Here is a 14,033-nt window from a genome sequence, read left to right on the forward strand (position 1 = left end):
GAGTGTCAACATAGTTCTGTTTGAACTGATTGAAGTAAGTTGAGGGTACCAAGAGCGAAACTATGCCGAAATTCTGGTTTAGACTCTACAGTAGCGCTACCATAGTATCACTTCTACTTGCCGCTGGCTTTTGGAAGACTACGCCACTCTACCATGCAGGAAACACACTACTCCCCTCACTAGCAGTATCCCCTGGCAATCAAGTAGTCGATCAGGTTTCTCCCCCAGCCTGCTCTTCTATTGATCCGATTACCAAGGGTATGAAAAAAGAACGAAGAGCAACTGGTATGGCACAATTGGCTCGATCAACAGAAGATTGGAATTTTGTGATCAATGAGTGGATTCAAGCCATTGAGGATTTGCAAGCTATCCCAGCAGACAGTCCTAAACGGATTTTTGCTCAAAAAAAAATTGCTGAATATATCAAGAACCTAGAGTTAGCTTACCTAGAAGCAGTAGCAACCACGTCATCCTTGCCCTTCTCTAGTTTTGATAACGAAATATTTGATCAGCAGCTGCGGCTTTATCTATCCTATATTGCTGCCGTTGGTAGGCCTGACATTCTCATTGTAGGTAGTTCCCGGGCATTGCAAGGGCTTGATCCTCAGCAACTCCAAAAATCCTTAGGGATATTAGGCAAAGGAGAGCTAAAGGTTTTCAATTTTGGGGTCAATGGTGCCACAGCTCAATTTGTTGACTTCCAACTCCGTCAGCTCCTGACTCCAGAACAATTGCCACGGTTAGTGATCTGGGCTGATGGGGTGCGTGCCTTCAATAGTGGACGAGTAGACCGCACCTATCAATCCCTTGTCGCCTCTGAGGGATATAAACGTTTGTTGGCAGGCGATCGCCCCACACTTCCTAAAAGTCAAAAGGAATCAGCCAATACTTGCCAAGCTATTTCTGAGTCTACTATTTCCAGTGTTACTAGTAAAATTTATCAAAAATGGGCACCGGAAACTAGACTTTGGGCAACAGCGACCTTAACTTCAAATCCGCAACCTAGACCCTGCAACCTAGACCCTGCAACCTGCAACCTGCAACTGGTTTCAAAACAGTCAACTCCCGCCAACACTGGCTATAGTACTTTTGCCATCAATGCTAATGGTTTTCTCCCTATGAATGGCACCTTTAACCCAAAAATTTACTATCGGAGCCATCCACGAGTGTCAGGGAGATATGATGCCGATTATCAGCCCTTCAGTTTTGCCGGTAAGCAGACTACTGCTGTCAATGCTATTAAAAGCTTTTTGAAGAAACAAAATATTCCCTTAGTGGTGGTTAACTTACCCCTTACCAAAGACTATTTAGATCCAGTGCGTCTGAGTCGTGAACAGAAATTGCAACAGTGGATGCTCAAACAAACTGATCAAGGATTTATCTTTATCGATATGGGGAGGCAGTGGCTAAACCAAAATCAGTATTTTGCTGATCCGAGTCATCTGAATCAATACGGCGCAGCAGCAGTGGCTAGCGAGTTGGCCGCTAATCCCCAGATTCCTTGGCCTTGACCAAATTCATAACCCAATTAATTAATTTTTTACCCTCAATCATAAATTATTTTAGGGAGTAATGGGCAGATGGATTAATACCAAATTAAAACAGTTTTATTACATTGATTAGATTAAATTTCGATAAAACTTAGATTAAATTTAGATTAAGTTGATTAGAGTAAAGGCTGTGGTGTGTATTTTAAATTTAAAATTTAAAATTTACAATGTAATTATTCAGGTTTTGGGGTGGCTTTAGAAGCTCTTTTGAGCATTTTGCCAGCGGCCTGACTCAAACTGTATTAAACAATCCAAATCTGCTGATTTTTGCTGCCAAATTTACACGTTACAGAGTTTGTCAACCCCTACACCTAAATAATTACATAGACAATTAACGATTAACAATTAACAATTAACAATTAACGATTTACCTGCATAGTCAGTGATTAAACTGGAGGAGATATTATTCCCCCAGTCTTACTTGCCTTTAAAGGCTAGTCTCTTTACATGTTGTTGAAAGCTTTCCCTTCCAAGCGATACACCCTAAAGCAATAACCTGTAACAGACCCAATAGAGAACTTGGTTCTGGTACTTGTTCGATTGAGTAGACAGTAGTTGTGCCACTGACCTCATTGTTAAGAACTAGCATCGGTGTGTCGTTAGGACTATCCTCTGCTGAGATGAAAAGCAATCCTTCAGGACCAAGATCCCCTGCTGTACCAGCCTCAGGATCTCCTAGGAAGTCGCGGTTGTTGATGTAATTGACAAAGAATGCATTTTCAGGATCGGTAACGTCATAGACTATGAAGCCACCAATCTGCTCAAAACCGATGAAGGCAAAGGTGCGACCGAATAACTCAACCACTCTGATGCCCTGGGGTTCCGGACCTCTATTGTCGCTGCGGGTATCAAAGTTGTTTTCCTCACCCTCAGCGTTGAAGAAATCCGGAAATAGGTCAGCAGTTATTTGTTCAAAAGCATCGCCACTGTCAAAAACTAGCTCTAAGCCATCCTGTGTTACCTCCCAAATTGAGAAGGAGCGTCCTCCAAAGGCAAACAGTTGGTCAAAGTCACCGTCTCCATCAGGGTCACCATTGATCGTTGAAACTTGCAAACGTCCTAGAACATCATCTTCTTGTAGAGCGATCGCATCAGGGAAGGCAGTTGGGTCTAACACTAAGTCATTTATCCGTTCATCTTCCTCGAAAAACGTTTCTTCTTCACCGTCTAAGTCACCCTCAATCCGGAGGAAATCGCCTTCGTTAGCACTAACTAAGTAAGTTATGCCGTCAACGGTATAGACATCAAGTTGGTCTGGCTGGAATAACCCAAACACTGGCCTGTTTTCGATATTGATAGCATCGTCTCTATCGCTAGTATCTAAACCATTATTAGGCTCACTGTGATCTTTGACACCGAGACCCACAACCTTGGAGAACTCATTAGTTTCTAGATTGAGAACACCAATGGCATTGTTTTCCTGAAGTGCTACCCAGGCAGTTTTACTATCGTGTGAGACAGTGATGTTTTCCGGTTCGATATCCCGATCAGGGGTAATCGGAGACTCGAATAAATCCTCAATGCCGAATTCCTCCTGGGATGAAGCCTCAATTTTTTCGAATGCATCGACAAACAGCTGCACTCCCTGGTTTTCCAGATCCTGTTTTGAGAACGAACTAAAGTCTGCAGTCTTGACAGTAGGATGCTTCGGGTCAAGAAGGTCGATAATACTAACCGACCCCTTTGGATTAACGATCTGACCTAAAGTCTCTGAAAAGGCTGGCTCTCCTTCATTGGCAACTAGTAACTTTCTGCCATTTGGGGTAAAGGTTACCGCGTCAGGCAAGGCACCAACTGTGACCGATGTTTTGAAGTTACCGTTGGTGTCAAAGAAAGCCACTGTTCCTGGATCAGTTCCCACTTCATTGGCTACGGAAACCGCTAGTAAGCCATTGCTAGAGGCAATACTGGTTGGTGTTGCCCCAAACGATGCCAGGGGGATGGTGGTGGATAACGAGAGGTTGCCTCCGACAAAATCCAGGACATCGACTTGATTGCTACTAGCATTGGTAACGAATAACCTTTGGCTGAGTGGATCGAAAGTCGATATCTCCGCCGCTCCATCATCGAAGATTCCCGTGGAAAAGGTAGAAATCGGTTTGATGTTTAGGGAGAAGGCGGCGGCAGGTGATGTTAGTATACCCAACAGCAATGTTGAGTATAAGGTTGATTGTATGATTTTAGGCATTTTTCTAGGAAAAATGGATGGACTCTGATGTTTTACCATGGTGTTCCTGGCTGTGTCTAGGTATAGGTAATACTTAGCTAATACTGTAAATGAAATGCCTCTGATCCAATTTATGATGCAATTTATATGAGCAATTTTTTATATCAGTGATCAATTTCGTGTAGTTCTAGTAATATTCACTGAGACTTCACCAAATCTTTACTGAAACTTCACAAATTCTTTACTCAATCTTTAAATAAGGAATCACCACAGCCTGATGGGATAACTTTAATTTAAAAGCTAATCCAACTTTGTTTCACGCCACTTTGGCGGTAATTTACAGAATATGATTAAGAAATATTAGCATAGTTTTGGATATCTGATTAAGTTTTTATCTAAAAACTTAATTATAACTCTGAATATTAATCATAATTACTATTTGTTTTGTTATAGTTTTTTATATATAAAACTAGCTATTGTTATTTGTTTTTAACAAATATATTAAATATTATTTATGTATAGCAGAGTGTAAAATGCCGTATCAATATTATTTAGGGTAGTTAACCTTTTTACGCCAAATTTAGAGCGTCGAGCTAGTTATACGACCAAGTATAATTTTCAATTATAACTTAATCCTGGAACGAAAAATAATTAAATTAATATAAAATTGTTTAACATTAATTTAATTATGTCGTTATTATTTGATATTTAGCTTACTATTGTTAATGGGAATATATTCCATATATTTAAAAAAAACACTAAATATACAAAAAAATACAATTATAAACTATAAAAAACTACAATAATGCAATTCGATATAGTCTAGTATAAGGTGTACATTAAGATCCCATAACTATTAAGTTGTCAAAACAATTGCTAGTAAGTAGATAATGTGATATGACCAGATAAAGTGATACCATATAAAATAGCTCCTAGGTTCTACCACACTAATGCATCTACTCCGATGCTCAAGAGTCATTGTCTAACCGGGAGGTAATCTATGACTTCTCAAGAAACCGGAGCTTCGAGCTATGCAAGGTCTGCTTTAGCACAGGGTGTCTATGGGGAGGTGAAACTGGTGAAACTAAGGTACTTTCAAAGAGATGATTGTTCGGAGGCAATACCTACTAGGACAAGGAAAAGGGCTAAGGAAAAGGCCTTGGGGTAAGAGGAATACCTTTTCCCTTTGTCCATCAGGCGAGTGTGTCATTCCCTCTAAGCATGCAACTCGCTCTAGCCCAACTGCACTAGGGTGTTCTGGCATTAAGTTTTCCTGTATTGATCTTCACCTAACCCAAGCAATTACTAAGGCATCTACAGTTCAAGGGGATAACCGAATCAGTGAATTTACCTATGGGCTTTTGTGTTGAGGTAGAGTGTCCTGCAGTAAATCGCTATTCTTAGGTAGATTCACTGAAAACTTTGCTAAGTTGGCTAAGGTAGCCATCCTGACATGGCTAACCCTAGTATCTACCTGTGAAGACATCGGTTCTAACTGTAATTGAGAGTAGGACACTATGTTAACCAAGCTGTTAGGAAAAGTTATGCTCGTTGGTCTGCTCACTTCATTAGTGAGCTGTACTCAACCAGCAGATCAATCAAAGCCTAACTTAGAGCCATCAACAATTTCTGAAGACACGAAGGTGATTGTCTTAGGTGATATTTCAAAAAATCCAGCTAAAAAGATCCGCCGCTTCCAGCCCCTGGCAAATTACCTGGCTGACAAGTTGAGTCAGTTCGATATTAAAACTGGCGAAGTAAAAATTGCCTCGGATTTTCCTACCATGATCAACTGGCTCAAAGAAGGGGAGGTACACCTATACTTCGATAGCCTCTACCCAGCCATGAGGATTAATGAAGAGTCTGGTGCTCAAGCAATTTTGCGCCGCTGGAAACGGGGTGATGCTGAGTACCACACGATTATCTTTACTATGAAAGACCGAGGGATTAAATCCCTAGCTGACCTCAAGGGTAAGAAGATCGCGTTTGATGATAGACAATCGACCTCTGGCTATATGTTACCTATGGCTTATCTGATTGAAGCAGGTTTGAAGCCTAATGAAAAGGGATCAAGCAGTGATGTAGTGGCAGCTAATGAGGTGGGGTATATCTTCAGTGATGATGATGAAAATACTATCCAATGGGTGATTAGCTCAAAGGCAGACGCTGGTGCAGTGGATAACCAGACTTTCGAGCAAGTCCCCGAGGATGTCCGCCAAGCCATGAGTATCTTGGCTGAAACAGAAAAAGTACCTCGGCAAGTCGTGATGGTTCCAGGCAATATGGATCCTGAGTTACTGGCTCAGCTCAAGAGTATCCTGAGTACCATGCATAACGACCCCAAGGGCAAAGAAGTGCTGACTAAGTTCCAGAAGACTGCTAAGTTTGATGAGTTCCCAACTCTACAGGGGTTGGAAAGGATGCAACAGTTATACAACATTGTTGAGAATCGGTAAATTGCATGGGCAGATTTAGCTGGAGACAATGGCCATTAGCCACTAAACTGACAATGACCATGACTAGCTTGGTGATTGTGGCAGTGGCTAGTGTCACCATGCTATCTCTGCACCGTGAGCAACAAACCTTTCGTAAAGAACTCAAGCAACAGGCTAATCTATTGCTTAATACTCTGATCCTAGTGACTGCTGATGCGCTCTACCTTGCAGATCCTGATTCTTTGGAGCAGGTCATGGAGCAGCTGGGGGATCAGGGGTTAGTGGAGGAGGGTTTTATCTACCAAAAAGATGGACGGATCGTAGCCAAAGCCGATTCGGTAGATGGTCAGGTGTATAGTATCGAGAGTGACCCTGTTGGCGAGAAGCTGCTAAGGCTAAAACGTGATAAGATATATGTTGATTGGGATGCTGACCAACTTACTGTTGGGAAAGCAGTGATTCTCGGGAATCAGACAGTGGGAGCGATTAGTGTCGGACTGTCTACAGCTCCCCTGAACAATAAAATTGCTGCGGTACGCAATCAAGGTCTAGTGGTGGCAATAACTGCAGCCGCTGCCGGTACCCTGTTGGCACTGCTGCTGAGTCGGTCAATCACTGAACCATTGCAACAGATGACTGCTGCAACCCAGCGTCTGGCGGCTGGGGACTTGAACCAGAAGATTACTGTTCACACCAAGGATGAGCTAGCGGTGTTGGCAGATTCCTTTAACCGGATGACTTCCCGGCTGCGAAAACTCATTGAAAGTTTGGAACAGCAAACCGCAGATCTGCGCCAAAGTGAAGGTAAAAATCGAGCCTTGCTCAATGCTATTCCAGATTTAATGTTGCACTTTAGTCACGATGGTACATTTCTAGATTATAAAGTGGCAAGGAATCAGAACTCTTTTGGGTCTTTTGATCAAGTCTTGGGTAAAACGGTGTATGATGCATTACCACTAGAGATAGCTCAACTTTATATCCGCAATGTTCAGCAAGCTTTGGAAACTGGGGAGACCCAAATCTTTGAACATGAGAGGTTTATTAATGGCCAACGCCGCCATTTTGAAGCACGGATTGTGGTCAGTGGAGATAAAGAAGTGCTGACCATTGTCCGGGATATTACGGAGAACAAGTTGGCTCAGATTGAGTTGCAACAGGCAAAAGAAGCGGCTGAAGAAGCTAACCATGCCAAGAGTGCCTTTATGGCTAGTATGAGCCATGAGCTACGGACACCCCTTAACGGTATTCTTGGCTTAAGTCAGTTGCTCTGGGAAGATGCCGAGGAGTTAGGCTATGACGAGTTCGTCTCTGACTTAAAGGAGATTTGGAACTCTGGTACGCACCTGCTCACACTGATCAGTGATGTTCTAGACATTTCAAAGATTGAAGCGGGCAAGATGAACCTGTACTTAGAAAGCTTTGATGTTACTACCCTGATAGTGGAATTGGAAAGCCTTGCTAAGCCACTGATGCAGAAAAAGAACAATAGTCTAAAGATCAGCAGTGCTGACTCTCTCGGCACAATGGTGGCTGACCGGACTAAGCTCAAGCAGGTTCTGTTAAACTTGCTAAGTAATGCTGCTAAATTCACTGAAACAGGCACGATTACTTTTAGCATTAAGCGTGAAGGAAGTAACCATAGCAATGGCAAGAACGAACTGATCTTGGAGTTATCCCAACCTTATTCGAGATCCTCAAGTGCTTCCTACACCACAATCGATATTCCTACCTCCTCCAATACCTTAGCGAATCTCGAATCTGATCATTGGTTGATATTCTCGGTAGCTGATACTGGCATTGGTATGACTCCAGAACAACTTAACAAAGTATTTCAACCATTTACCCAGGCAGATAATTCAACCACCAAAAAGTATGGTGGAACGGGTTTAGGTCTTTCCATCAGCCAACGCTTCTGCCAGATGATGGGTTGTCAAATTACGGTGGAAAGCCAGATTGGTGTTGGCTCTACTTTTAGCATCCGTTGCCCTGCTATAGTAAATGACCCCAAAACAGAAACACCTAAGGGCATTATGGGTAATGGGTAATGGGTTAAGTGAAGGCAAAAGGTATAGCACTACGCATTCAGATGTTTGACATTGTCTTGATGCAAAGCGCGAGTGGTTTGAAGTTACCGTAAGAGAGTGGAGCCTTATTAAAAAATATTTAACCCTTTTCTGCATAACCTGCCGACATTAAAGGCGACCCTCTCTAAGGTTTCGTCTCCGGGGAAACCACGGCAAAGCGCGAGTGGTTTGAAGTTACCGTAAGACAGGCTCGCCTTAATCAATAAGTTTTAACCCTTTTTTGCATAACCTACCAACCATAAAGGCGAGCCTGTCTAAGGTTTCGTCTCCGGGGGAACCCCCAAGACCGCGCTGCCTCCCCAAGACCGCGCTGCATCGCTCCTAAACTCCGAAACTTAGTCATAGCTTACTTTTAGGTGCGACCCGTGGCGAATTTAATTCGCCGAACGCGCCCCGCGTCTCCTACGGAGAACGGAAAGCGCACCTTTGACTTCTGACTTCGAACCTTTCTGACTTGCGCGTAGCGCTATAAAAGGTAAAGTTTTCACATTTGAGCTTTCACATTTGAGCTTTCACATTTCACATGACAGCTTTCTTCTTTAATTCTTCACATTTGATCCTTCATGATTTGGCTCAAATGCTGTCAGTGATACTATCAAAGTTAAATGCCTTGACCCGAACTCCTGGAACTACGATGTTACCGTAGCGCTGTACTTTGCTTAGGCCATCGACTTCTTTCAACATTTGAGGCAGGCTTTGGTTAAAGCGCAGGTTTTTAATCGGGTAGGCAATCTGACCGTCTTCAATCCAGAATGTGCCATCACGGGTCATCCCTGTGACTTCTAGGGTTTTGGGATTGACATAGCGCACATACCAAGCACGATTTACCAAAATACCTCGCTCTGTCTGGGCAATCAGGTCAGCTAGACTTTGGCTAGAACCGGACATGACAATGGGAAACAATAGTCCAGTTGGATCTTTGCCTTTCTGAGCTGCCCAATAGCGGCTATAGTAAAGGATTTGGGGAATACCGTCCTTAATCACCTCGGTGTAGCGATTACTCAATCCATCCCGAAAGCAAGTGCCTAATTGGAGTAGGGGATGAGCAGGGTCGCGTTGTACCTGCACTATAGGGCTAAACATTGGCTGACCCAAGCGGTTACCAGTGGGCTTACCGGTTTGATCACTATGGGACATAAAGGAGCGTCCTTCATCCGCTGCCCGAGCATCCATATTCCAGATTACCCAAGACAGCAATTCCGCAAAGGCAGCACCATCAAATATAACTGGGTAGGTACCTGGATTCACCTTACGGGGGTGACGTGAGGCTTTAGCTCGTTCAATTAGAGCTGTTATCGATGACTTGTCTAAAATCGGTAACTGCTCTATGGCAAAGGCGGTGCTTTGACTCCAACTCGAACCATCGTCTATACGGGCTGTAACGCTACAATCTGCCTCTGTACCTTGGTCTAACGCTCGTAACCCTTGGGAGTTGCCCACAACTCGTAAAAAGGCTTGAGTACTAAGCTTACCAGACCCTTCGACTCCTGCCTGAGCAGTTAAGGTACATACTCCCTTGACCATTTCTCCCCGTTCCAAGGGGGAAAGGTTAGCTGTGGCTTGATCGAAGGCTGGGGTGCGTTGCTCATAATCCTGGGCTTCTAGTAGGGGTACCCATTCCGGATCTTCTGGGGCAATGCGAGCCAGTTGTTCAGAACGTTGGATAGTTTGGGCAATTGCCTCTGGGTCTAGTTCTGTTGTGGTAGCAGAGGCACAACGCTTACCGAAATAACTGGTAATGGTCAGTTGGCAGCGTTGGCGGCTGATATTCTGGGTAATCTGATTTTCCGAGAAGCGGCTCAGAAATTCGTCACCAAGGCTGAGACTGACGAATACCCCTTCTGCTTGGGATTGGGCAATGACTGAATCGACTAGGGATAGGGTTTGATCTTTGCGATCGCATATCGGAGCAGCAGCTAGGGTCATTTCCTGTGGGGATGGGCTTGATAAGCAGCTAATTATTCTAGTAAAAAAATATTATCCTGTAGTATACCAAAAATGTCTCAGCTTATAGGAAAAGGGTGAATGAGAAGGATACCTCTGCTAGCTACCACTATCATCAGTTTTGGTTTGACAAGTATTGCTCAAGCTCAAGGTCAAAAGATTCCTGAGTATAAAGGAACCAAGCAGTTGATGGAAGGTCCATACTCCAATAACCTGGATGCGGCTTCATACTTTCAAGTTGGCGTGAAACTGTACGGACGCCGGGACTTTCCTGGGGCAGAGCGCGCTTTTCGTAAAGCCCTTGAGTTTGACCCCTATATGGCCATGGGACGCTATTTGTTGGCGAATACCTATTTGCAGCAGGGTAAGAACCAGCTGGCATTGGAACAATACCAAATTGCTATTGCCCTTGACCCAACGTTGTCACAAGCTTATTACAACTTAGGCATTGCTTTTTACAAGGAAGGGGCACCCGATAGTGCGATCGCTGCTTATCGACAGGCGTTGTCTTTCAATCCCGAATCAGCCGATATTTACTATAACTTAGGGTTAGCTCTGGAATCTCAGGGTAATCAAGAAGAGGCGATCGAACACTACCAAGCCACCATTCGCCTAGACCCAGATTATGGCAAAGCTTACTATAACATGGGACTGATTTTAGTCGAGCAAGACCAGATTGGACCAGCAACTACTGCACTCAGACAAGCAGTTCGCACTCAACCTAAATTGGTGAAAGCACACTACCAGTTGGGACTATTACTGGTGGAGCAAGGGGAAAAGTCAGCGGCAGAGGAATCCTTTAGGGAAGCAGTTAAGGTTGACCCGAAGTTGGCCCCGGCTCAGTATCAATTAGCGGTAATTTTGTTTGAGAAAGGAGAGTTGGCGGAAGCGATTACTCGGTTTCGCTTGGTGACGGAACTGGAACCGGAAAATGTGGATGCTTACCGACAGCTAGGGGCAGCACTGACAGCGAATGGTGAGTACGCCGAAGCAGTTACCACACTCAAATTAGCTGTGCAACTGGATCCTTACCACGCCTTGACCCACTACAACCTTGGTGTTGCTCTACAACAGCAAGAACAGTATGAGGAAGCCATGGCTGAATATCAGCAAGCTCTTAGCCTGTCTCCGGCATTAGCAGAAGGTCATTACAACTTGGGTGTAGTCTTAGAAAAGTCTCAACAGCGAGAGGAAGCTCTCTCTTCTTTGGTCAAAGCTAGAGAGTTATTCGCCTTTGCAGGTAATGAGGAGAAGGTGACAGAGGTTGATGAGTACATCAAGCAGCTAGAAGCACAAGAAAAGTTGGTTGATACTCAAGAAACTCCTGAGGTAGACTCTCCTGAAATTCCACAGATGAAGTCTCCTGAGATTCTGGAGGTAGAATCCCAAGAAACTCCTAAGGTAGATTCCACTGAAACTGAACAGATGGAACCGGAAAAGTCTGAACCAGAAAGAGGGATTCCTAAGCTTTAGATGGGTAAGCGGTCAATATCGGCGTTGGAGCCAATGATAACCATAAGCATATCTTTGTACAGCAGTTGATTAGGGTCAGGGTTAATCTCAAATTCAGCATCTCCCTTGATAGCCAGGACAGTCAAGCCATAGCGCTTGCGCAATTCCAGTTCCATAATGCTTTTGCCATCAAATTTTTCTGGCACTCTGACCTCGACAATACTGTGCTTAGAGTCTAGGTCAAACCATTCCAAGATGGATGGTTTGGTGAGGGAGCGTGCTAAAGCACAACCTGCGTCATTCTCAGGAAAAACTACATGATCGGCTCCTACCCGTTTTAACAGCTTGCCATGAACTTCTGAGGAAGCTTTGGCAATGACGTAAGGAACTCCTGCTTCTTTTAAGTTGAGGGTGGTGATAATGCTTTCTTGTACATAGTTACCGATGGCAATAATTACTGTATCAAATTCCAAAATCCCGGCTTCTTTCAATGCTGAGGGTTCTTTTGAATCGAGCTGCACAGCATGGGAAGCTATTTTATTGGTTAACACTTGGGAAACTAGTTTTTCATCAATATCAGTACCCAGAACCTCATAGCCAAGTTGGTAGAGTGTGGAACAGACGGCTCGACCAAAACGCCCTAATCCAATAACGGCAAACTGTTTATTTTCTTTGGGTAGGTTACGCAAGAATGTTAAAAATGATAGATTCACGATGCCTCCTGTGACTTGCTTAGTGTATCCCTTGTAGTTTTAGTAATTTTTTACGTCTTACTTGTTTATTCTTAAGTATTAATTGCCATTTGCCATTGGCAAGCAAGTAGACCTTTTCCCTAGGATTATCCCACAAGTAAGTTTTCTTCTGGATACTGAACTGCGCTGGGACGGGGTTCTCCTAGTAGGGATGCCATGAGCAACAAAACTCCAACCCTGCCAATGTACATTGTTCCAATTAAAACTAGCTTTGCCCAGGTAGAAACGTCTGGGGTAATCCCTGTGGAAAGACCGACAGTAGCAAAGGCTGAGACGACTTCAAATAAAATCTGAATAAAATCCAGGGTTGGCTCAGCTAGTGAAATTAAAAGTGTTGATATAATTACTGTAGCGCATGACCCTACTAAGACTCCAATCGCTTTTAGAATTAGTTCAATTGGTACCTGACGCTTATATAGATAAACGTCTTCTTTTCCTTGTAAAATTGCTTGGGTAGAACTAACTAAAACTCTTACTGTTGTAGTCTTGATGCCACCACCTGTTCCCCCGGGACTGGCTCCAAAAAACATCATGGTAATGGTAATAAATAAACCTGCTGTGGTCATTTTACCAAGATCAATGGTGTTAAACCCTGCGGTTCTGGTGGTCACTGACTGAAACCAGGCTTTGATAAATTTGTCTGATAATGTTGAAGCTCCTAGAGTGTTATCATTATTAAACTCAATGAATAAAAATGCTATTGTTCCCACTATTAACAAAAAGATAGTGGTGCTAGTGACTACTTTAAAATTCAGGGAAAATTCCAGAGACTGACGTCGTCGGAGAATGCGATCGCGCAACCAAAGATAGAACTCAAAAATTACCTGTTGACCAATGCCACCGCAGATAATTAGAGCTGTGATCACTAGATTGAGGAGAAGAGATGACTGATAACTTGTCAAACTGTCTGGGAAAAGACTAAATCCGGCATTATTCCAAGCACTCACACTATGAAAAATGGCTAACCAGAATCCCTGGTATAATCCATAATCGGGAACAAACACTAGTAAAAGTAGAAAAATGCCTGTGATTTCAAAAATTATTGCTGTGGCAATGATGGAACGAATTAATGCTGCACTGTCTTGTAAACCTTGTCGATCTAAAGCTTGTTGAATGGCGATTTTCTGCTTCAATTTGAACTTGCGCCCTAGTATTAAAATGAGAAATGTGGTGGTGGTCATATAGCCCAAACCACCAATTTGAAAGAGGGCAAGCACAATCAACTGTCCCCAGAAGGAAAAATAGGAGCCAGTATCGACAACCACTAGACCAGTAACACAAACAGCAGAGGTTGAGGTGAATAGTGCCACCATCGGGTGAGTCCATGTGCCCTCACTAGCAGCAAATGGCATCATTAGCAAAATAGTTCCGATGGCAATTACGGAAAGGAATCCAAGGCAAATGGTTCGGGGAATAGTCATTGGTCATTGGTCATTGGTCATTGGTCATTTGTCTTTGTCATTGTTTATTTGTGATTTGCCATCTGTCAAGACCCTTTTCCCTTAGTAGCGGGTCACAGCCTTCTCCCGTCGAATTGGGTATGGTTTATGGAAGTGAGAACCGCTATAGTTGGTGATACGGAACGATGCTACTGGACATAATATGACATTGAGTCTTGAAAAATTGAGTCTTGAAAAACAGATTCAGGA

General features: G+C 43.4%; 8 protein-coding genes. 4 read left to right on the forward strand and 4 right to left on the reverse strand.

Annotated elements, in window-relative coordinates:
• Positions 1-62: 62 nt before the first annotated feature.
• On the forward strand, positions 63-1,511 hold the full coding sequence (locus LYNGBM3L_RS12135; RefSeq protein WP_008183121.1) for a hypothetical protein: 1,449 nt from the start codon (positions 63-65) through the stop codon (positions 1,509-1,511).
• 466 nt (positions 1,512-1,977) lie between these two features.
• Here LYNGBM3L_RS12135 and LYNGBM3L_RS12140 read toward each other — a convergent pair whose 3' ends face one another.
• A complete protein-coding gene (locus LYNGBM3L_RS12140) occupies positions 1,978-3,738 on the reverse strand; it encodes a choice-of-anchor I family protein (protein ID WP_044492869.1) in 1,761 nt (586 codons plus the stop codon).
• 1,496 nt (positions 3,739-5,234) lie between these two features.
• On the opposite strand from LYNGBM3L_RS12140, the gene LYNGBM3L_RS12145 reads away from it, so the two are divergent.
• A complete protein-coding gene (locus LYNGBM3L_RS12145; protein ID WP_008183124.1) occupies positions 5,235-6,173 on the forward strand; it encodes a phosphate/phosphite/phosphonate ABC transporter substrate-binding protein in 939 nt (312 codons plus the stop codon).
• 5 nt (positions 6,174-6,178) lie between these two features.
• Positions 6,179-8,197 carry an ATP-binding protein gene (locus LYNGBM3L_RS36345; RefSeq protein ID WP_071986863.1) on the forward strand — a complete coding sequence of 673 codons (2,019 nt, stop codon included), beginning with the start codon at positions 6,179-6,181 and terminating at the stop codon, positions 8,195-8,197.
• A 612-nt stretch (positions 8,198-8,809) separates the two neighbouring features.
• Here the strand turns inward: LYNGBM3L_RS36345 and LYNGBM3L_RS12155 are convergent.
• Positions 8,810-10,162, reverse strand: coding sequence for a TldD/PmbA family protein (locus LYNGBM3L_RS12155; protein ID WP_008183128.1), 1,353 nt, complete (start codon positions 10,160-10,162; stop codon positions 8,810-8,812).
• Positions 10,163-10,261: 99 nt separating this feature from the next.
• On the opposite strand from LYNGBM3L_RS12155, the gene LYNGBM3L_RS12160 reads away from it, so the two are divergent.
• Positions 10,262-11,653 carry a tetratricopeptide repeat protein gene (locus LYNGBM3L_RS12160; protein ID WP_008183130.1) on the forward strand — a complete coding sequence of 464 codons (1,392 nt, stop codon included), beginning with the start codon at positions 10,262-10,264 and terminating at the stop codon, positions 11,651-11,653.
• Here LYNGBM3L_RS12160 and LYNGBM3L_RS12165 read toward each other — a convergent pair.
• Both LYNGBM3L_RS12165 and LYNGBM3L_RS12170 read right to left on the reverse strand, forming a co-directional pair.
• Complete coding sequence (locus LYNGBM3L_RS12165) at positions 11,650-12,345, reverse strand: potassium channel family protein (protein ID WP_044492856.1); 696 nt, start codon at positions 12,343-12,345, stop codon at positions 11,650-11,652. The genes LYNGBM3L_RS12160 and LYNGBM3L_RS12165 overlap by 4 nt on opposite strands.
• Positions 12,346-12,470: 125 nt before the next feature.
• Complete coding sequence (locus LYNGBM3L_RS12170; protein ID WP_008183134.1) at positions 12,471-13,805, reverse strand: TrkH family potassium uptake protein; 1,335 nt, start codon at positions 13,803-13,805, stop codon at positions 12,471-12,473.
• Positions 13,806-14,033: the final 228 nt, after the last annotated feature.

Source organism: Moorena producens 3L (genome assembly GCF_000211815.1).
Lineage (GTDB): Bacteria > Cyanobacteriota > Cyanobacteriia > Cyanobacteriales > Coleofasciculaceae > Moorena > Moorena producens.